The 21224-nt window shown below is 61.9% G+C and carries 16 protein-coding genes; 8 read left to right on the top strand and 8 right to left on the bottom strand.

Translation table 11 applies throughout. From position 1 onward, the window contains the following. Positions 1–78: 78 nt before the first annotated feature. The gene (locus AC1DH3_RS05090; protein ID WP_476908738.1) at positions 79–654 is read right to left on the bottom strand and encodes a MarR family winged helix-turn-helix transcriptional regulator; all 576 of its coding nucleotides are present in this window, start codon (positions 652–654) and stop codon (positions 79–81) included. A 221-nt stretch (positions 655–875) separates the two neighbouring features. Between AC1DH3_RS05090 and AC1DH3_RS05085 the strand changes: the two genes are divergently transcribed. Both AC1DH3_RS05085 and AC1DH3_RS05080 read left to right on the top strand, forming a co-directional pair. Next, entirely contained in the window at positions 876–1832 is a 957-nt protein-coding gene (locus AC1DH3_RS05085; protein ID WP_476908737.1) for an FUSC family protein, read from the top strand. Positions 1833–2513: 681 nt separating this feature from the next. Continuing rightward, the gene (locus AC1DH3_RS05080) at positions 2514–2807 is read left to right on the top strand and encodes a hypothetical protein (RefSeq protein WP_476908736.1); all 294 of its coding nucleotides are present in this window, start codon (positions 2514–2516) and stop codon (positions 2805–2807) included. Between the two features lie 92 nt (positions 2808–2899). Here AC1DH3_RS05080 and AC1DH3_RS05075 read toward each other — a convergent pair whose 3' ends face one another. Together AC1DH3_RS05075 and AC1DH3_RS05070 are read right to left on the bottom strand one after the other, a co-directional pair. Beyond that, positions 2900–3946 carry an MsnO8 family LLM class oxidoreductase gene (locus tag AC1DH3_RS05075; RefSeq protein WP_476908735.1) on the bottom strand — a complete coding sequence of 349 codons (1047 nt, stop codon included), beginning with the start codon at positions 3944–3946 and terminating at the stop codon, positions 2900–2902. 840 nt (positions 3947–4786) lie between these two features. Then, positions 4787–5461 carry an endonuclease/exonuclease/phosphatase family protein gene (locus AC1DH3_RS05070; RefSeq protein WP_476908734.1) on the bottom strand — a complete coding sequence of 225 codons (675 nt, stop codon included), beginning with the start codon at positions 5459–5461 and terminating at the stop codon, positions 4787–4789. 183 nt (positions 5462–5644) lie between these two features. Between AC1DH3_RS05070 and AC1DH3_RS05065 the strand changes: the two genes are divergently transcribed. Then, positions 5645–6670, top strand: a complete 1026-nt coding sequence (locus tag AC1DH3_RS05065; protein WP_476908733.1) for a restriction endonuclease — start codon at positions 5645–5647, stop codon at positions 6668–6670. A gap of 58 nt (positions 6671–6728) precedes the next feature. On the opposite strand, the gene AC1DH3_RS05060 is transcribed toward AC1DH3_RS05065, so the two are convergent. From AC1DH3_RS05060 to AC1DH3_RS05040, 5 genes are all read right to left on the bottom strand, one after another. Continuing rightward, a complete protein-coding gene (locus tag AC1DH3_RS05060; protein ID WP_476908732.1) occupies positions 6729–7472 on the bottom strand; it encodes a hypothetical protein in 744 nt (247 codons plus the stop codon). Between the two features lie 74 nt (positions 7473–7546). Beyond that, positions 7547–8269, bottom strand: a complete 723-nt coding sequence (locus AC1DH3_RS05055; RefSeq protein WP_476908731.1) for a hypothetical protein — start codon at positions 8267–8269, stop codon at positions 7547–7549. Between the two features lie 164 nt (positions 8270–8433). After that, the gene (locus AC1DH3_RS05050; RefSeq protein WP_476908730.1) at positions 8434–8793 is read right to left on the bottom strand and encodes a DUF898 family protein; all 360 of its coding nucleotides are present in this window, start codon (positions 8791–8793) and stop codon (positions 8434–8436) included. Between the two features lie 129 nt (positions 8794–8922). Beyond that, positions 8923–9579 (bottom strand): DUF4352 domain-containing protein, encoded by a 657-nt coding sequence (locus AC1DH3_RS05045; protein ID WP_476908729.1) that lies wholly within the window; start codon positions 9577–9579, stop codon positions 8923–8925. A gap of 47 nt (positions 9580–9626) precedes the next feature. Continuing rightward, entirely contained in the window at positions 9627–10307 is a 681-nt protein-coding gene (locus tag AC1DH3_RS05040; RefSeq protein WP_476908728.1) for a hypothetical protein, read from the bottom strand. Between the two features lie 241 nt (positions 10308–10548). On the opposite strand from AC1DH3_RS05040, the gene AC1DH3_RS05035 reads away from it, so the two are divergent. The 5 genes from AC1DH3_RS05035 to AC1DH3_RS05015 all read left to right on the top strand — a co-directional run bounded on the left by AC1DH3_RS05035 (position 10549) and on the right by AC1DH3_RS05015 (position 21138). Next, positions 10549–12612, top strand: coding sequence for a hypothetical protein (locus tag AC1DH3_RS05035; protein ID WP_476908727.1), 2064 nt, complete (start codon positions 10549–10551; stop codon positions 12610–12612). After that, complete coding sequence (locus AC1DH3_RS05030) at positions 12612–14240, top strand: class I SAM-dependent DNA methyltransferase (protein WP_476908726.1); 1629 nt, start codon at positions 12612–12614, stop codon at positions 14238–14240. Before AC1DH3_RS05035 ends, AC1DH3_RS05030 begins: the two co-directional genes overlap by 1 nt. Next, complete coding sequence (locus tag AC1DH3_RS05025) at positions 14237–15475, top strand: restriction endonuclease subunit S (RefSeq protein WP_476908725.1); 1239 nt, start codon at positions 14237–14239, stop codon at positions 15473–15475. The genes AC1DH3_RS05030 and AC1DH3_RS05025 overlap by 4 nt, the downstream gene beginning before the upstream one ends. Before the next feature lie 96 nt (positions 15476–15571). After that, entirely contained in the window at positions 15572–18799 is a 3228-nt protein-coding gene (locus AC1DH3_RS05020; RefSeq protein ID WP_476908724.1) for a type I restriction endonuclease subunit R, read from the top strand. Next, the gene (locus AC1DH3_RS05015; protein WP_476908723.1) at positions 18796–21138 is read left to right on the top strand and encodes an nSTAND3 domain-containing NTPase; all 2343 of its coding nucleotides are present in this window, start codon (positions 18796–18798) and stop codon (positions 21136–21138) included. The genes AC1DH3_RS05020 and AC1DH3_RS05015 overlap by 4 nt, the downstream gene beginning before the upstream one ends. Positions 21139–21224: the final 86 nt, after the last annotated feature.

Below are 21224 nucleotides of genomic sequence, written 5' to 3'. Positions count from 1 at the left end.
GCGCGCCGTTGGTGGTCTACCACGCGGAGCCCGGTAGCGCGTCGGCTGATGCTCACCCGAAGCGCGCGCTGTTGCGGCTCATCCGGACGGCTCGAGCGCGCCGTTCCGCCGGTCCTTGCTGGACCCGGCTTGGTGGCCTCGTCCTTGCTCCCACACCGAGGTCAGTGCCCGCAGGGGACCGGCCAAGCCCTCGATGGCCCAGGCCGGGGCTTCAGCGAGTAGGGCATCTTCGAGGGCGAGCTGGGCGGGAATCACCTCGTCCACGAGCGCGGCGCCAGTGTCGGTGAGGACGAGCAGGGACGAGCGGCCGTCGGCCGGGTTGGCCGTCCGGCTCAGCAGTCCCCGAGCCTGGAGGGCGTTCAGCCGCATGGTGATCGCCGAGCGCGGGGCAAGCAGCGTCTGGGCCAGCGTCGTTGGGCTCAGAGGTTCGCCCGTACGGCGCAGCGCGGAAAGCACGTCCAGCTCGCCGCGGGTGAGCCCGTAGTCGGCGAGGAAGGCGTCACTGGCTTCGAGGATGAGGCGGGAAGCGCGCAGCACGCGGTGGATCACCCCGAGGCTGGTGAAGCTCAGGTCCGGGCGCAGCAGGGCCCACTCACGCTGCATCCGGTCTACGACGTCGCCATGCGCGGGCAGGCTGTCTGCGTCCAGGTCCATCCGGCTCCTCCGCGCCTCCGTGGCGGTCGCCTCGGTCAACTCAATAGTAGTTCATACGTGTAGTAACCTTGAGGTACTTCATTCCTGTACCACCTCGGAAGGTTAAAATGACGCAGGCCACCCCCACGCGGTCCTGGTGGGCGGCAGTCTTCGATCTGGGCCCGCATGCCGGCGCCCATTGGACCGCCCTGCGCGCTAGCCTGGCGATTTTCGTACCGCTGGTGGCTTGCTTGGCGTCCGGTGGCGGCGACCTGCTGCTGTATGCGGCGATCGGTGCCTTCACCGCACTGTACGGCCGACACGAGCCGGCTCGGGTACGCCTAGCCATGCAGGCGCAGGCGGGCGTGGTGCTGGTGGTCGGCGTCGTCGTCGGCGCCCTAGTCGCGACCGTCCCGTTCCGGCTCTGGCTGCTCGTCCCGGTCGCGGCCGCCTGGGCCTGCGTCGCGGTAGTGCTAGCCGAGCTAGGCCGATGGCATCCGGCCGGAGCTCTCAACCCGGTCTTCGCTCTCACAGCCTCGGCCACGGTCCCGATCGCGCTGAGCGCGGTGCCCGCAGCCGCCCTCGCTGCGGCTGGCGCGGCCGTCTTTGCGCTGCTGCTCGCCCTCCCGGGTCGCACCGCCCGCGACGGCGGCCTCCCGGTGCGGTATCGGCTGTCGTGGCGCGGCCTACGCCCGTCCGACCCGGTGGGCCGCCACGCCGCCCGCTATCTGCTCGGTATCGCCGCCGCCGCCCTCGCCGTCGCGACCAGCGGCATCGGCCACCCCTACTGGACCTTCGTCACGGCATCCGTCCCCATGTCGGCACCCGACCTGCACGCCAGCCTCACGCGCGCTGCCCAGCGGGTGATCGGCACCGCCGCCGGCCTCGGCGTCGCAGCCCTCGTCCTGGCCGCCCACCCCAGCAGCTATGCCGCGATCATCGTGATCGCCGTGCTCCAGGCGTGCACCGAGCTGACAACCGGGCGCAACTACAGCCTCGGCCTGGTCTTCTTCACCCCGATGGCCCTTCTGCTCGGCGATCTCATGCTGCCAGCCCCGATCGGCACCCTCCTGACTGAGCGCGCCCTCGAGACCGTCATTGGCCTCACCATCGCCCTGGCCGCCACTGTCATCACCCACGAAAGGCGCACTCCTACGAGCCGGACCCCACCGCGCGATCATCTGCTCGACCACGTGTAAAGGCGGCCACGGGGAGGCGAACCCGCCCTCAGCCGCGGGGCTCCTTGTCGCGGGCGAGTTCAGTAGAGGCTCGATCAACGGCAGATGAGTGCACTCACAACCCGAATAGGGACACACCCAGTAAGACTGCGAAGAGAACTGGCTCTTTACGGATGGGACAGCTACTTCTGGAGGGAGTCGGGTGGACGGCTGTTCCACCCTGCTTAGCTCCCAATCTTGGATGCTGTCCCCTGGCCCGCTAGGTATGGCCAGATGATGATGAGCCCCCCGTAAGGCCGCCCGCGACGGCACCACGTGCGGGTGCGGTTCCGAATGAGAACGCAAGGATGACCGCTGGAATGATGAGGGCGAGTGCTGTCGAGTAAAGCCCATGCCGCGCTCGCCGCATTCCCTTCCGGGGTCGTCCTTTGCTGACCAGAGGGTAGAAGAATAAGAATCGTCCCCGGTTGTGGACAGCGCACAGGATCCAGGGGCCGTATGCGCTGCTTCTTCGGCGCCGTCGTGTCCTCCGTCAATATTGCATCGATCGCCCTCGTCCGGACAGCCCAATACACACTGCCGGGGTGCGCATTGACCCTATCCCTCTCCAGCGCTCCTTAAAGTCGCCCGGCCGCGTCCGGGTCATACCTGAGCGGCCGGGCATACGCTGAGGTGATTGAGGCTTTGCGAAAGGATGAACCAATGACCGGCAGCAGCGAAGACAGCTTCAACGGCTTTATAGTTCCGAACCCGTCAAAGTTCAGCGAGGACGTCCCGGGCGACGTCGGCGACGAAGCGAACGAGATCCGCTTCAGCGAAGAGGAAGCCCTGATCGAGGAACAAGCCCACGGCATCTTTCCGGATACTTACCGCGTCCCCGGAATGCCCAATATGTCCGAGGCGATCGGGAACATCGACCTGCCCCCGGAGGACCTCGGCGCAACACCAGACAGCGACGCCAGCGACGATCCCCTGCACGACGGCGCCGAGCAGTAGCTCCTCCACCACAGCGCATTTATAGGACCGGGCCGGGCCGGAATGGCTGCTCCCGCTGGGAGGGCGCTAGGCGGCGTCAAGTCAGGTGGGCGTCAACGGGATGCGGCGAATCCACGGCGGTCGTCCATGCTGCGGCGCTCGTCTTGGAGGAAAAGCCCGGCCAGGATCCGGTCGGATTCCGCCTGTGCCGCGACATCGAAGGCTCCGCCAGTGACCAGCAACTCGTTAGCTCCGGAGGCCGCGAGCAGGTGCTGGACTTGGGTCCGCACCTCGGAGGCCGTGCCGTAGAGCGATGTGGATAGGCTCATTTCGACCGCTTCCTTTTCCCGGGGAGTCAGCCCGGCCCATTCGGTCGGACCCACGGGCGCCAAGGCAGCGAATTCGCCGGTGGTCCTGGAACGGGCCAGCGCGACGGCTTCGGGCAGAAGCAGTTCCCTCGCTGCCTGGCGGGTGGCGGCCACTGCTACGTTGGCGGAAACTATGATGAAGGGCCGCTCGAACCAGCGTGATGGACGGAATTGTGAGCGGTACCTTTCCAGCGCCGGGAGTGTGCCGTTCTGATCCGTCCGGAACACGGCCGGCCCGCCCAGCACCACAGCCAGGCCCGCACGGGCTGCAATATCGATTCCCGAACCGGTGGCCAGCACGAATACCGGTGTAGCCGAATCGTTCCGCGGCCGGGCAGTGATGGGCGCGGCTCCGGACAGGTAAGCCAGCAGTTGGGCCAGCTGCTCTTCAAACCGCTCCGCGTCCTGTTTCCCGGCGCGCAGCGCATTCCGGACTGCCGGGGTGAAACCGACAGACCGGCCAACGCCCAGGTCGATCCGTGCGGGATGCAGAGCCTCCAGCGTGGCCGCCTGTTCGGCCACCACGAGTGGTTGGTGGTTGGGGAGCATGATGCCTCCTGAACCGACCCGGATGGAATGCGTCCGGGCAGCAACGGCGGCCATCAGCACGGCCGGAACGGAACCGGCAATGCCTGGCACCGCGTGGTGCTCTGCAACCCAGAAGCGGTGGTAACCCCATTCCTCGGCCCGCTGGGCCCGTTCCAGCACCCGGTTCAGGGCGTCCGCAGCAGGAAACCCGTCCCGTGCGTTGGCACGGTCGAGAATGGAAATCAGGGGAAGGGGAAGGGCCATACTGTTGGAACCACCCCGGGCGAGGAAGAATTCCGCTGCGGGACGCGGGTTCGGAGTCCGGGTCCCGGCACTGACCAACTTCATGTGTGCGGACGGCCGAGGGCCGGTCCCCGGGTGCCACGTTCTCGTGTTCGAAGTCGAAGCTGCGGTACCCACGGCCGAGGGGGCGGAGCGCGTGTGGATGTCGTCGTCCTCTGGCCATTCTCGTCGTCCAGGACTCACCCAGGGAATGGACCTCTGGCTCGGCCTGGAGTCCTGCCTGCAGGGGAACGTCACCGACGCCGGCCGGCGACTAGTCGTTTTCGCGGACCCGATCTTCGGTGACACCAACCCGTCTACCGCGGCTCCCGCTTTGAGGGCCTCCGGAAATTGAACGATGATCCAAGCGGCATTCATTGCCGGCTCGAGGAAATGCTGGCTGGAATGAACATGACCCTGCGTGGGCGTGTCCGTGGTCAATCTTTTTCCGTGGTGAAAGACGACCGCGCCACTGCTACAAACCATGGACGAAGCTCACGAAGCGAGCCCTGCACGATTCATCGCGCAGGGCTCGCTTCAGTGACACCTACTTGGAGGAATGCCAACTAGCTTCCGATCTCACAGAGGAGGTGTAGATGGACAGGCTACTTGGTCCTGGGGACCGTTCTCCTGTCCTCTAATTTCACGGTGGTCTTGGCCTGTTACCGTCTCCCTGTGGACAGCCAAGATGGTCCTTATCTTCACCGGCAGGAACGACCCGAAGGTTAGTCCAGGCAGGGCGCGTGGGAAGTCTCCACTTGCCGCTGGCAATTGGGTGCAGCGCGAACCAAGGTTGCTGATCCGGCGCCTTGAAACCGCGTGTTACTGGGCGATGTCCAAGATCAGCGGCATGTGGTCGCTATGCGCCAACCAGTCTTCGGAGTCCCCTACGCGAAGATCGGCCGGGATGCCGTCGCTCAGGAATGCGTAGTCGATGTGATGCCCGAATCGGAGGTTCCGCGTGTGAAAGTACGTTTTCGTCGGCTCCACACCTTGGTCGTTCACCGCGTCGCGGTGGTACACACTGCTGAGCCCAAGCCCAGTGAGCTTTCCGACCAGCATGCTGTGGTTCCTCCCCGGATGCGCCCTGTCCCAGACCGTGTTGCTGTTGAAGTCCCCCATGAGCAACGCGTTGCCGCCGGCAAGGAACGGAGCGTGGCGGTCTACGATCTCATGAGTCACGCGAACGTACCTCAGCTCGCGATCCAACTGATGCGCCCAAAGGGCAATAACGTTGAGGCCATCAATCGAAAAGGGAAGATGCCAGGGCAAGTTGGGATCCGCGTGTTCTGAAATCTTGTAGCGAGCGTTGGCGAATCCAATGACTCCGAGACCCTTGTTCAGATTGCTGCCAGTCCATGCCGCGAAGGGGTGTTCAGCCGCGGAAATGTCTTTCTTGGCGACCTCTTGGAGAAGGACGACGTCAGGCTGCAGAGCCTCAATCAGGTGGCGTTTCTTGTAATACGCCATCGAACAGTTCCACGACACGATTCGCACTGGGTTCCTTTGAGTCCGGGCCGTTGGCATCTTACCCGCGCCATTGCGTGAAGGCGGTTTGGACACTTCCGGCGACGCACACAGGGACTCAGACGGCGAGCGCCGTAGATCCGCCGTCCTCATCGCCGACGATAGGCTGGGCGAGTACAAGTAGAGCAGTGCCGAGGAAAGATAGAGGCCAACGTGGTTGCAGTATGGGGAATCCACAACGATGCATTGTCGAACGAACTGCTCGACGGCGGTTTTGTCAGCATCGGGTGGGATGCCATTCCCGACATCCGTACCATCGGGAGCGACCGCGATCTCCTTAAGAAGGCATTGGAGCAGGCCTATCCCGAGGCAAAGGCCGGTGCCATCCCCGTCTGGGCCGGAATCCTCCTCCGCTTCGCTTACGAGATGAAGAAGGGCGACATCGTCATCGCTCCCTACCGCGCCGACAGCACACTGAATTTCGGTGTCATCACCGGCGAGTACGAATTTCTTCACGACGCTCCGCTTCACCCGCACCGTCGGTCTGTCCGTTGGATCAAGACCGGCGTCTCACGCGGTCTGTTCCCTCAGAAGGCCTTGTATGAAATCGGCTCCGCACTGACGTTGTTCAAGGTCAAGAAAAACGTCCAGGTATTCGAACGATTCCTAGAATTCGGAGCCGAGGACATAGCTCAGGAAGAACCCGAGGGGATCGAACCGGAAACCGTTGACGAGTGGATCGAGACCGAGCCAAGTGCTGCCCGTTTGGACCAGTTCACCCGCGACTTCATCCTGAAAACTCTGCTGCAAGATCTCTCCCACGAAGAGTTTGAGCATTTCACAGCGGACCTCCTTCGAGCCATGGGATACCAAGCACGAGTCACGCCGTATTCATCAGATGGTGGCATCGACGTCATTGCGCATAGGGACCCCCTGGGACTCGAACCGCCAGTGATCAAGGTCCAGTGCAAACACACGAGTACCCAGCAGTCGCGGCCTGATGTCCAGCGTCTAAGCGGCACCCTGGCGCACGGCGAACTTGCACTCTTCGTCTGCCTGGGCAGCTACAGCAAAGACGCTGTCGGTTATGAGCGCGAACGGCAGAATCTGCGCCTGCTCACTGGTGCAGACGTCGTTGAACTGACACTCACGCATTATGAGAAGCTGGCACCGCGATGGCAAACACGAATGCCCCTCCGCCAGGTCTACGTGGTTGACCGCGCGAACGAGGGACGCTGAGCCAGCCCCCGTTGGTAGCTAGCCAATCCCCAAACAAGGACACCGCCCGGCCCGACGGTTAGGCGTGCCACGCAATCGACGAGCATATGGACTCCGCGAGTCGGTGGACGGCTGTATTGACGGAGGGGTCCGCCGTCGAAAAGGCGGCGATCTGAGTGCGGATCACGTCCGACAACTCCGGCCAGTTGATCCAACAGAAGACATCAGGGATCCGCTCAACCAGCCCATCCAAAGCTAGCTGCTCGTTGTTGGCTCGCCGCAGGACGGACTCAAGTTCCGAAGAAATGGCATCTTCGAGCCTCATTCGACCTCTACCCCTGACTAGAACCGGAGGCTTTGCTCCTAACAGCAAGATCAGAGGCGTGCGCGTTCCTGCATTCGCCATCGATGCCAAATACTCCCTTGCCAGCTGCTCTGGCTGGAACGAACTCGCCCTGACACGTTTCGCCTCAACTAGTAAAAACGAGCTCGGAGACGTGATGAGGGCGTCTGGCTGCACCACCAGCTGGTCACTTCCCGACCGATTCGGCGCGAGCGCCATGTCCCCGGGCAGGAATCGAATATCGGCCTCTTCGATCTCACTAATCAGGACGTTCCTAGCCTGTTCGGCACCCGTAGCGGCACGCATTGCCGCGCCAAGGAAGTGATCGCGGGGAAGGAAATCCAAGGCCATCATGACTTCTGCGCTCAGTACGTTTTCTCGTCCGCGGCCGCCTTGCCGGTAACTGGTGGCGCGTTCCCACGAGACTTCCTCCAGCAGCTTCCCGACCATCGACATCTCAGTATCAGGCAAGACTTTCACAAGCATTCCTTCCCAACCCAAAAGAAGTACTCCCCCACTGCGGCACCCTTGCCCAGCCGCCTATTGAACGCTCCTTAGTTGAGCTCATCCGCCCTAAAGATTTCGCGACCCGATACATGGCGCCAGATCACGTGGTCGAGCCTTCGCGGCTGCGTTGGGTAGTTTTCTGCAACTTGTCCGATCAGCTCGGCCGTCTGCATAGGTGTGATGTCTTTGCCTTCCAAGCCTGCGTGCTCTGTCACGAAGCGGATAACCATTCGGTCAGGCTTCACGGACTGGAGCCCGCAAAGAATAAGGAAGTAGTTGAAGGTGACACCAGAGGACTGGCTCGGCAAACACAGCCAAGCCTTCTTGAGCTCAGCCAGGGAATTGTCCATGGAGTACGCGGAATGGACGCCTTCCCGAGTCGTGATGTACAGCTTGTTCTGGAGCGCCTCAGCGGCTCGCTTGACGACCTCGGCTTTCAGCAGAGCGTTTGGCCTGGTATGAGCCGGCTTGTGGTTGTTCACAAGATCTGCCCAGCCAGCACTTCCCCCGACTTCCTCGAAAGTAGCCAGCAATTCTTTTGTGCCGTCCTGATCAGCGTCACCACCTTGACCGAGCCGGTACGCCCGATACTCGCTCACGACGTTGGTGACACTTTGGTAGTGCGAACCCGTCGAGAAGATGGAATCGATAATGGAAAGAGCCAGGCTGTGCGGATAGCCTGCCGCCGTAATCCAACGCGACTCATCGCCGAACAATGACCGGCATTTCTCTGTCAGTGTTGCTGCTTCAGAACTGAATTCATATGTCATATCCGGACTCTAACAGCAGCAATAGAAATGATCGTCGAAGGTAAGAGCCGCGCCCTTCCGGGCAACCGGGCTAGGGCCAAAGGAGCAGTTTCCCACCATCGCAAGATTCCGGTGCCTGCGCAAGAAAATGCCCTGCACCCCGAAGGATGCAGGGCCGTTTCTGACTACGCGAAGACGGTCTTTTCGACCTTCCACTGCATCAGCCTCGGGTAGACCCAGAAGGTGTAGATGCCAAGCGTGATGATGCTCAGGAGCGCCCATTTGATCCACAGCCCGAAGATGCCCCACCCGGTGCCGACGAACTGAAGCTGCCGGCCCTGGAGGTAGGTGTTCTTCGCCCGCCATCGCTCAACGAGGACCAAGGCGAACGGGTAGCAAATCCCAATGGTGCAGATCGTAATCAGGACGCCGAGGATCTGGGTGCCGAACCAGGAAGCAGCCCCGCCACGAAACTGATAGATCTGTGCCGCAGTGACGGCCCCGGCGCCGGGGGCCACCATGCTTCCGGCTTCTGCGACGGGCATCTGCCTATACGCCGAAAAGTGCTCTTTGCTGATGCTCAAGGAATCCCCAATAGATAACGCGAAAGTGAACATTTGAACTGTAAGCGTCGCGAGGGAGCCGGGCATCCCGGACACGGCTCCTTAGGCGCCCTACCCCGGAATCTGGATCCGTGCGGCTTCCTGCATCAACGGGGTGGAGATCATCACGGTCGAAGCACCGGGCGCAATGTCGAAGGCAATGAATCCTCGAGTCTTGTCACCCGGCAGAACGTCGCCGGAGCCAAGCTGGTCGTCCGCGAAGAGGTTCAAATCGGCTTTGCGCCCATTAGCGTCCTTGGCCGAGAAGTAGAGCGGATTCGAGCTCGTCTTCCCTGCTTCGGTCTCCCACAACACATCGAGAAGCAGATAGCTCCCGTTTTTGGCGGGCGTCGCGAAAGCTGTGGTCGTGACCGCGTCAGTTCGTACGGCGGAGACAATAGTGATCCTCGCGGTGTCGCCGTTGCCCATCTTGACGCTGAAAGGTTTCCCGACGGCGGGTCCGGCCGCAACCGTCGGTTCCGGCGCCGGAGCGGCAACCGCCGGAGCAGTAGCGGCGGGAGCGGCTGCAACAGCAGCAGCGGAAGAAGACGCCACCGCCACCGGGCTCACGTCACCAGCCTGTTTGGCGCCGCCGGCACAGGAGCCCAGGGCGATGCCCAGCACCAGGACGCCGATGGGGATGAGGAAGCGCTTCTTTTTGAAGAACGGCCGGGGCTCAGGTGCTGCCATCGCAGCGGGGAAGGGCTGGGAGTAATTCTCGTGGGACATGTGGTGCCTCTCTACAGGTGAATGAATGGTGTGAGTGCGTGGGGTTGCTACTGCTTTTCCCATGTGCCGCAGCGGCTGGACTTGAAGTCCTGGCCTCCGGACAGGGCAACTGAGGGCCGGCCGCCGCCGGGGAGATCGTTGTCGATGATGTTGCTGCCGTTGCTCCCGGTGGCATAGATGCCCCAGTAGCACGAGGCGCCCACGTCTGCCGCCGCCCGATACGTTCCCGGTTCAATGTCCGTACCGACGGTCCACGTGCCATCGCCGATGGTGTTGGCCGCCTTCGTCTTCTCGGCGCCAGTTACTGCCTCTTCGCGCTTCTTGACCGCGGCTTCGGCAGTCTTGACCGCGGCATTAGCCTTCCCGACCTCGGTCTCCCGGGCAGTAACCTTGGCTTCGCGGTCCGCGATGCCATTCTGCAGTGTGTCGTACTTCGCTTTCATCGACTCGTAGCTGGACTTGGCAGCGTCGCGCTCAGAGTCCACGGACGCCTTCTCCCCAGCCAAAGCAACATAGGCTTCGCTGGACTTCGGGTCCGGCAACGTGGGGCCGACGGCGGCCGCGCCGGCCAGCAGGGCCAGGACTGCGACTGCGGTGAAGATCCGCTTCTTCCGTCCGGGCTTGACCCTGACCGTTGAGGGCTCTGCCCCATCGGAGGGGGGCCTTGCTTCGTTCATAACGTCTTTGATGTGCGCGGCCGGTGCCGGCTCGGTCTCGAAGTTGGACATGTTCTCTTCCTCTGTTCACGGATGGCTGCTGAGCGGCGGCGGGATACCGATCCCCCAATGCGTGGTTCCCCGCCGCCGCCGTCGCAGCTCCGGAGGATTCCTTCGTAGCTGCAGAAGCGAAGCTATGGCCCCCAGCACATTTGAGGCCGAGGAATACTGATAACCCCCGTTATCAGCACGCCATAAGAAAAACCGCCGCACTACGGCTAGGCTGAGGGTCGACGTCGTAAGGAGGCGCAAAATGAACGAAGCAGAAGCCCTGCGCATGAGCCTTTCGGACGTTGCTGCCCTCACGCAGGTCCAGCGCCCCGTCGTTTCTATGTGGCGCAAACGCAGCGCCGCGTCTGCCCACCCGTTTCCGAAGCCTGCGGCGCTCGACGGCGGGCGGGAACTATTCGACGCCGACCACATCGCCGCTTGGCTGACCGTCACTGGACGGGGCAATAATCCAGAGGCCGCTAATGACGTCGCCTCTTTCGCCCGGTTGCCCGGCGGCACTGACGGCAGCGCCCCGGGCAACACGTTCGACACCCTCACAGCACTGCTGACGCTCAAGACACTGACCGGCAAGGCGCTGGCGCAGCTGAGCCCTGCTGAACTGCTGGACATCGCGGACGAGTGCGATCCCGATGACCTGTTCCTGTATTCAGACCTGGAAGCCGCAGGCACGTCGCTTGCTTCCACGGCGGCGTTCGCAGACCGGCTGGTGGACAGCGCCTACAACGCGGCCGCTGCCTTCGAGCAATTGCTGGCCGCCCGGTTCCGGGCGGGGCTGCGGGAGCACGCGGATACTGCCCTCACCGACTCTGCCACGGGGCTGATTGCTGCTGCTGCCGTCGAACTGGCCGCGACGCTCGGCGGGAACTCCGCGTTTGCCGACTCCACCCGCGGCGGCAGCGACCTTCTGATAGGCGTCGTGAACGCTGCCGGCGAAGGTGCTCCCGTCACCTTTCTGACAGCGGACGACGACGGCAGCGCCGGCCGCCTGGTGCGTCGCCGCCTGCGCGTCCACGGTGTGGACGGCGGACAGATCCGTGTCGATGCGAGTGGCGAGTTCGCCGTCCGTGGACCTGTAGTCCACGTAGCGCAGTACCCGTCCCCCGGCCAACCGGGCATGGACGCAGCGCAGGTTCTCTCGGCTGTGGAACACCTTGTCCTGCAGATGGACGATCAGCAGCGGGCTGTCATCATCGCGCCGGCACGGGTCCTCTGCGATGTGCCGCTGGCCGCCGCGACCGCAGGCCTCAGGTCCGGACTTCTGCGCACCGGCCGGGTGCGTGCCATCGTGAGGCTGCCGCAGGGACTGCTGCGTTCCAAGCCTCGTGAGGCCCAGGCGCTGTGGGTGCTGGGACCGTCGTTCGCTGAGGTGCCGATTGCCGAGCGTTGGACCATGGTGGCGGACCTCAGCACCCGAAACCTCGCCGAAGGTGTCGGTCAGGACCTCATCAGCGATATTGTCGCGTCGATGGGCGACCGCGCCACCATCCGTGCCCACTCCTTCCGCTTCGCCCGGATGGTTCAGACCCGTCGCCTGCTGGCCAGCAGCACGTCCTTGGTCGCAGCGCAATCCCGCGGTTCGGCCAGGAGTTCTAGCGGCGCAGAGGCTGCGCTTCGTGTGGAGGAGCTTGTGCGCCTCCTGCGAACCCACCGATCTGAACCATCCGGTGAGGTGGCAGTGATCCCACGAGATCCGAATAAGATGGCTCAGCCTGCTTTCGTCCACGAACTCATAGCCGCCGGCCACCTCAAATACATCAAAGGGAACCGACTTGTCGATGCGGATCTGGCGCCAGGCGACGGGACTCGAGTCCTGGGCCCGGAGGATCTACTCGACCCACACACCGCGCGGCCCAGGCATATCAGCCTTTTGGATTTCGCCGCCAGCAATCCCTCCGGGCGCCTCACCTTGCCTGGCGACGTCGTCTTCTGCACCAGCCCCCGGCCCGCTGCGATGGTGGATGTAGAAGGCGGCTCCGCCGTCGTATTCCCTGGCAGAGTGCTCCGGATCGACATCGGCGATCCCGGCGGCCTGGCGCCTGACGTCGTCGCCGCGAACATCAACAACCTCCCGGCGGCGGACAAGACTTGGCGTCAGTGGCCTCTGCGCCCCATCCTGGAGACCCAGCGCAAGAAGCTGAGTGAATCGCTCGCCGGTCTGCAACACGAGCAGCAGCAAGCCCGCATGCGCCTCAAGCAACTCGAAGAACTAGCTAGCCTGATTACGGACGGCGTGGCAGGCGGAATCCTCACCCTGACAGACCCAATTACCAAGCTAGCCGATCCACAGACCGAAGGAACTCACTAATGCCCCCGAAATTGAAAGTGGACCTCGCCCCGTCCACAATGAAGGAACTCAAGGACACTCTTTGGAAGGCGGCGGACAAGCTGCGCGGTTCCATGGACGCCTCTCAATACAAGGACGTCATCCTGGGGCTGGTGTTCCTGAAGTACGTGTCCGACGCCTTCGAGGAGCGCCGAGGTCAGATTCAGGCCGAGCTGGAGGCCGACGGGCTCAACGAGGATCAGATCGCCCAGCTGATCGACGACGTGGACGAGTACACTGGCCACGGCGTTTTCTGGGTCTCGCCGCGGGCGCGCTGGCCCTACTTGGCCGACAACGCCAAGGGCCTCCCGGCCGCGATGGGCGAACCCGCCAAGTCCATTGGCCTCCTTATCGATGAAGCCGTGGACATGGTCATGGGCAGCAACCCAAGCTTGGCCGCCACGCTCCCCCGCATCTACAACCGCGACAACGTGGACCAGCGCCGCCTCGGCGAGCTGTTGGACCTGTTCAACTCCGCCCGTTTCACCGGCCAGGGCGCCAGCAAGGCCCGCGACCTCCTCGGCGAGGTCTACGAGTACTTCCTGGAGAAGTTCGCCAAGGCCGAGGGCAAGCGCGGCGGCGAGTTCTACACCCCGGCCGGCGTGGTCCGTGTCCTGGTGGAGGTTCTCGAACCCCATCGCGGCCGCGTCTACGACCCCTGCTGCGGCTCCGGCGGCATGTTCGTCCAGGCCGAGAAGTTCCTGGCGGCCCACAACATGGAGGGCTCGGACATCTCCGTCTACGGCCAGGAGCTCAACGAGCGCACCTGGCGGATGGCCAAGATGAACCTCGCCATCCACGGCCTCAACGCCAACCTCGCCTCCCGCTGGGGCGACACCTTCGCCCGGGACCAGCACCCGGAGCTGACCGGCAACAACGGCGCGGACTTCATCATGGCCAACCCGCCCTTCAACATCAAGGACTGGGCCCGCTCCGAATCCGACCCCCGCTGGAAGTACGGTGTCCCCCCGGCCGGCAACGCCAACTACGCCTGGATCCAGCACATCATCTCCAAGCTCGCGCCCGGCGGTAGCGCCGGCGTGGTCATGGCCAACGGCTCCATGTCCTCCAACTCCGGCGGCGAGGGCGAGATCCGCGCCCAGCTCGTCGAGGCGGACCTCGTCTCCTGCATGGTGGCGCTGCCCACCCAGCTCTTCCGCAGTACCGGCATCCCCGTCTGCACCTGGTTCTTCGCCAAAGAAAAAACCGCCGGCAAGAACGGCGCCGTGGACCGCACCGGCCAGGTGCTGTTCATCGACGCGAGGAACCTAGGCTTTATGGTGGACCGTGCCGAGCGCGCCCTGTCCGATGAAGACATCGCGAAGATCGCCAACACCTACCACGCCTGGCGCGGTACCACTTCGGCGGTTGAGGCCGGTCTGACATACGACGACGAAGCGGGCTTCTGCTACTCGGCCAGCCTCGCGGAGGTCAAGGCTGCGGACTACGCGCTGACGCCGGGCCGGTACGTTGGTGCCGCTGACGTGGAGGACGACGGCGAGCCGATCGAGGAGAAGATCGCGCGGCTGTCCCAGGAGCTGTTTGCGCAGTTCCAGGAGTCGGAGCGGCTGGCACAGGTTGTGCGCGAGCAACTGGGGAGGGTCTTGTGAATCCCAACCGTGTCGTGAGTATCGGGGACCTCGTGTCGGCCGGCGTGCTCCAGGTTGGAGACGGATACCGCACTAAACGGTCTGAACACGGACAGCCTGGCTATCGAATTATTCGTGTTGCCGATGTGATGGATGATGTCGTCCGGCTCCACGGTCCGGACTTTGTTTCGGACGAATATGCCACCGCGATCGGCGGAAAGGCTGGCCAAACGGGTGACGTTTTGCTGACCACTAAGGGGACCGTCGGCCGTGCGGCCATACTGCCGGAGATAGACGAGAGAGTGGTCTACAGTCCGCAGCTGTGCTTCTTCCGAGTCTTGGAAGCCGAGGTAATCACATCCCGTTTTCTGCGCTATTGGTTTAGCAGCACGGAGTTCTGGAGTCAGGCAGCCGACCGGATGAACAACACGGACATGGCTGCCTACATCAACCTGGCCGACATCCGCTCTCTCAAGGTGACCCTCCCAGAGATTTCAGAACAGGAGGCGATTACAGAGGTACTGGGGGCACTCGACGACAAGATCGCCGCAAATTCCCGACGCATCGCAAAGGTCGGTGAGCTCCTTGAAACGACTTTCGCTTTTCTCTGCGGGCAGCCCGACCAGATGGTCCCGTTCAGCGAGCTTGCGACCATTACGAAGGGCGTGTCCTATCGGAGCGCGGACCTTTGCGACTCGTCGACTGCCCTCGTAACACTGAAATCATTCGACAGAAACGGTGGATACTCCCTCAGGGGACTCAAGGAGTACGCTGGACCATTTAAGCCTGCTCAACAGATCGCGCCTGGCGAATTGGTCGTCGCCCAAACGGACTTGACCCAAGCGGCGGAAGTGGTCGGACGAGCAGTGCGCGTCCCAGGAGCCACTGGCTACGAAAAGCTCGTCGCAAGCTTGGATCTGGCCATCGTTCGTCCGAGACAGGACTCGCCAGTCGAATTCCTGCTCGGCGTGATGTTGCAGGGGCGCTTCAGAGCGCACTGCAGGAGCAGAACGAGCGGCACGACAGTCCTGCATCTAGCATCTGATGCAATTCCATCGTTCCAAGCACCCTTGGTTTCGCGGGACATCCAGGAGAACTTCGCTTCCGTGACGCGTCCAATGCTGCAGCTTCGCGACTCGCTCGAGTATGAGATGGACTCGCTGGCATCCATCCGTGACGCCCTCCTGCCGCAGCTCATGTCTGGCAAGCTGCGGGTCAAGGACGCTGAGAAGGTGCTGGAGGACGCGGGCGTATGAGGTCGGATGAGCTGGCCTGAGCCACGATCTCCGACCTCAGAGAAGGATTGCACAACCATTTCAGAATTCACATCCGGTCCATCAGGGGGAACCACCGTGACAGCAGCACCAGCAGTAGCCTTTTCCGAAGCCGATTGGGAAGGTATGGCGCTTGAGCTCCTGGCCGAGCCGCTCGGCTGGCAGCCGGCTACCGGCCAGGACATCGCGCCAGGAAGGGGCGAGCGCGATTCCTGGGACGAGATGCTGATCCGGCCCCGGCTCCTCGCTGCCTTGCAGCGGTTCAACCCCACCGTTCCCGCCCAGTACCTGCAGCAGGCCCTCGCCGAGATCTCCTCACCCAAGTCCAACGACGCCATCACCGAAAACCACCGCATCCACAACTACCTCGTGGACGGCTACCGGCTCAGCTACATCGACTCGGATGGCAACGAGGCCAACCCCACCATCCACTTGCTCAGCTCGGACCCTGACCAGAACGACTGGCTCGCCGTCAACCAGGTAACCCTGGTCCAGGGCGACTATAAACGCCGCTTCGACGTGGTGCTCTACTGCAACGGCATGCCGGTCAGCGTCATCGAACTGAAGAAGGCCGGCAGCGCCACCGCCGACGTCGCTTCCGCGCACGCCCAGCTGCAGACCTACCTGCGCGAGTTCCCCATGGCGTTCCGCTTCTGTGTGTTCACGCTCGCCTCGGACGGGATCCAGGCCAAGTACGGTACGCCCTTCACTCCCCTCAACCACTTCTCGCCCTGGAATGTCGATGACGACGGCGTGCCCGTCGCACCGGGCCACATGGAAGACGGCGAAGCTGTGACCGCGATGGAGACGTCGCTCCAAGGCCTTTACAACCAGGAACGGTTCCTACAGCTGGCCCGCAACTTCACCGCGTTTGAGGAAGGCTCGGACGGGCTCACCAAGCGCATTGCCAAGCCGCACCAGTACTTCGCCGTGACCAAGGCCGTGGGCAGCACCGTCCAGGCCGTGGAGAGCAACGGCAAGGCAGGCGTCGTCTGGCACACGCAGGGTTCGGGCAAGTCCATGGAGATGGAGCTGTACGCCAACCTGGTGGCACGGCACCCGAAGCTGAAGAACCCCACCGTCGTCGTCATCACCGATCGTAACGAACTTGACGGCCAGCTGTTCGAGGGCTTCGATCGCAGCCTGTTGCTGGCAGGAAACCCCAAGCAGATCAAAACGCGCACCGAGCTCCGGGAGGAGCTGAGTAACCGCACCACGGGCGGCATCTACTTCACCACCCTGCAGAAGTTCGGTCGCAGCAAGTCGGAGAAGGACGCCGGGGCGGACCACCCGCTGCTGTCCAACCGGCGCAACATCATTGTGGTGGTGGATGAGGCGCACCGGTCGCACTATGACGACCTCGACGGTTACGCCCGGCACCTGCGCGACGCCCTTCCCCATGCCACGCTGATCGCCTTCACGGGAACGCCGATCTCGTTCGATGACCGCAACACCCAAGACGTGTTCGGCGAGTACATCGACATCTATGATCTCTCCCGTGCGGTGGAGGACGGCGCCACGGTGCCGGTGTACTTCGAACCGCGGCTGATCAAGGTGGGACTGGCCTCGGACGTGACGGAGGAGATCCTGGATCAGGCGGCCGATGAAGCCACGCTGGGGCTGGATGACACCGAGCGGGCGCGCATCGAGGCCAGCGTCGCCGTCGTGAATGCCGTGTACGGTGCGCCGCAACGGATCGCGGCCCTGGCCGCTGACCTGGTGGCGCACTGGGAGAACCGCAGCGCCAGGATGGGCAAGTTCATCGAAGCGCCGGGCAAGGCGATGATCGTGGGCGGGACGCGGGAGATCTGCGCAAAGCTGTACACGGCGATCGTGGAACTGCGGCCCGATTGGCACTCCGATGACCTGGCCAAGGGCAAGATCAAGGTGGTCTACTCCGGCACCGCGTCCGACGTGCCGCCGATCTCCGAGCACGTGCGCCGAGACTCCCTGAATGCGACTGTAAAAGAACGGCTCAAGGACGTGGATGACGAGCTGGAGCTGGTGATCGTCAAGGACATGATGCTCACCGGCTACGATTCCCCACCGTTGCACACCCTGTACCTGGACCGGCCACTCAAGGGCGCGCTACTGATGCAGACACTGGCCCGGGTGAACCGCACCTTCCGCGGCAAAGAGGACGGGCTCCTGGTCGCGTACGCCCCGCTGGCGGAGAACCTGTCCAAGGCGCTCGGCGAATACACGCAGTCCGACCGGACGAACAAGCCGGTGGGCAAGAACATTGACGAGGCGGTAGGTGCTGCCCTCGGGCTGGTGGAGTCTCTGCGGGGTTTGATCGCTGGCTACGACTGGAAGTCCGTGCTGATGAAGGGAGGGCCGAAGGCGTTTCTAAATGCGGTCACGGGCGCCGTGAGCTATCTGCGGAGCCCAGGCACGCCGGGCAACCAGCCGGCTGAAGGCGAGGAGACCCTCGCCTCCAAGTACCGGAGGCTGTCCAGCCAGCTTTCCCGCGCGTGGGCCCTGTGCTCCGGCTCTGAAAGTCTTGCTGAGCTGCGCCCGGAGATTCAGGTGTACGAGGAGATCCGCGTTTGGATGGCGAAGTACGACGCCGCCGACCGGCAGGCCAGCGGCGAGCCGGTACCGGAGGAAATCCAGCGGCTGCTGGGTAATCTGATCGCGACCGCAACGTCTTCGGGCGAAGTCCTGGACATCTACGAGGCCGCCGGCATGCCCAAGCCGTCCCTGGACGATCTGACGCCGGAATTCATCGCCAAGACGCAACAGGCGCGTAACCCCCAGCTGGCCATCGAGGCGCTGCGAAAGCTCATCGCCGATGAGTCGGCTAAGACGACCCGCAACAACGTCATCCGCCAGCGCGCTTTCTCCGAGCGGATCACCGAACTGATGAAGAAGTACACCAACCAGCAGCTGACGTCGGCGCAAGTTATCGCGGAGCTGGTGGAGCTCGCCCGGGAGGTTGCCGCCGAGGGCAACCGCGGTGCCCAGTTCACCCCCCCGCTGAATACGGACGAGCTGGCGTTCTACGACGCTGTGGCTTCAAATGAGTCAGCGGTCGAGGTCCAGGGCGAGGGCGTCCTAACCGATATCGCCCGCGAACTGGTGTCAGTGATGCGGCGGGACGTTCGCACGGACTGGACCGTCCGTGATGACGTCCGGGCCAAGCTGCGGTCCTCGATCAAAAGGCTCCTGGTGCGGTTCGGTTATCCGCCGGACAAGCAGCCCGAAGCGATCAAGCTGGTCATGGAGCAAATGGAATCCATGGCACCGCGGTTCGCCGACTCACGGGATATAGAAATCTCCGAATACAGAAGGGCCACACTGTGAGCAACTTTGACGCCTTGTCGTCGCACGACCTCGAACTTCTAGTTCAGGACCTGCTCCAGGCAGATTTGAAAGTAGCGCTCGAATCGTTCACTTCCGGCAGGGACGGAGGAATCGACCTCCGCTATATCGGTAGCAATGCCGCTGCGTCACCGGCTCTGGTAGTGCAATGTAAGCACTACGAGAAGAGCGGTTTTTCTAAGCTTAAGAGCAAACTTACTTCTGAGTTGTCCTCAGCGAAGAAGCTCAGTGCTAAGAAGTACCTTGTTGCTACCACTGTTCCGATGACGCCAAACCGAAAGACGGAGTTGAGGCTCGCAACAGACGGTCTGATAGCGAGCGATGACCATATCCTCGGAAAAGAAGATCTCCAAAAACTCTTGCGTCAGTATCCGGAAGTTGAGAGAACCCATTTTAAACTGTGGCTAAATAGCACCGCGGTACTAGATCGCGTCATTAACAACGACATCCTGAATCGCACTGAAGGCTACATAGAGGACCTTCAAAAGAAGGCAATCGTATTCGTCAATAATTCAAGCGTTGAGAAAACGCTCGAAACCTTGGACGCACACCACGTGTGCATAATTTCTGGTGCCCCAGGAATCGGCAAGACGACACTAGCAGACATAGTACTTATGATGAATGTCGCAGACGGATTCGAACCCGTACTCATAAGCGAAGATATCAAGGAAGCAGATCGCCTCTATAAAAAGGGCGTAAAACAAATATTTATCTATGACGACTTCTTAGGACGCACTTCTTCGCTTGAGAAATTGGGCCGGAAGGAGGATAGCCGTTTACTAAACTTCATCCATCGCGTTCAAAGGTCCCCCACGAAGCGATTCATACTTACAACGAGGGAATACATTTTCGAGCAAGCTCGTCAGAATTATGATCTACTGGATTCCCCCGACATTGAGATTTCTAAACTTATACTTGACATCTCCGCATACTCCCAACACCATCGGGCTCATATCCTTTACAACCACCTGTATTTTTCCGGACTATCTACGGATCACCTTGAATCGGTAGTCAAGTCGAAGAAGTACCGAGAGATCGCCTCGAGTGCGAATTACAACCCACGCGTGGTTCAAACCGCCATAGACATGGCTTTAAAGCAAGCTACCAGCCCAGATGACCTTCCAGGCTTCCTAGTCGCAGCCGTCGATAATCCTACGGAACTTTGGCGCAACGTGATGACTTCCCAATTGTCTTTGGAACAAAGAACGGTGCTCGCCCTACTTGCTCTTCAGGACGGCAAATCTGACCTCATAGCGTTGGAAGCTTTCTGCTTTCGCCTATCAAACGCTTCCAGCGACTGGCAGCAGTCTGTCTCCAGCATTATTCGAGGGCTTGAGGGAACAACGGTCACAGTGACGGGCTCGGGAACATCAACCCAAATTCGGCTCTACAACCCAGGTGTTGAAGATGCCGTGATCCAGCACATTCTCGCTCAACCACGCGTGCTCCAAAACTTGGTACTTGCAAAACCAACCTATTCTCAATTAGTTCTTCTCTGGAATCATGCAAACGAAGAATCACGCGATGAGATTCTCTCAAAGTACGGATTCCGAATTGGGGAGACCAAGCTGACGCCCCATCGAGATGCCGCCAAGCTCGCAAACCCCAATCTGCAGCGTGCACTCGAGTTCCACTTGAGTCAATTCCTCAAATCAATAATGGCGCATGGCTTGGTTGACGACAGCAATACACCCTTTGAGAGCGTAGTCGCGAATTTCATCCGGATGAGCTCGCATGTAACAGACGGCAGCATGGAAGCCGCCGATTATTCTAGGCTCGGAGCCACAGTCGTCGACCGCTGGGAACGTGGGCAGGGTGATCGGTCCGCTACGTTCGGCCTCTTGCGCATGCTCCTCAGCGGGAAATCGGCGACGCCCCTAGATGTCTGCGACAGCATTGTGTCCGCAGGAACAAGCTTCATCATGAGTCCCGGCGCTTGTACTCCCGACGACTTCATGGCTCAGCACAGTCTTATGAACCATGTAGAAGAGGAGCCAGATAAATTTGATCCTTCCGTGAAGGAAAGCTTTAGCATGGATCAGCTGATCGTTGCGATAGAGAAGTTTATCCGCGAAGAGGTTCAACGAATCCTTTCCGACGAAGAATTGCACGAAGCCCGCTCGACTGTCGAAAGCTGGGATGAAGTCCTCTACGAGTTCGGTCTGGGCGATGACGGATTCTTGGACGACTTGTGGGGCGAAGTCGAACGGGCAGAGCTAGACTCCGCTGGTCCAGACGATGGCGGGGATTACAGATCCCACACCGTTGATGACAGCCATGCAGACATTGATGTCCTGTTTAGTTCGTTGCCAGACCGGTAGCTCGGCCGAGCCCTTCCTGGCCGCGGTTTCTAGCGGCACTTCCTTCCCGATAGCTAGCACTCCCGGACGCAAATTCACGGGACATC

The sequence above is a fragment of the Arthrobacter sp. 05L428 genome (genome assembly GCF_056397665.1).
The sequence above is the reverse complement of the archived record's forward strand: the minus strand, read 5'-3'. Positions and strand labels throughout refer to the sequence as shown.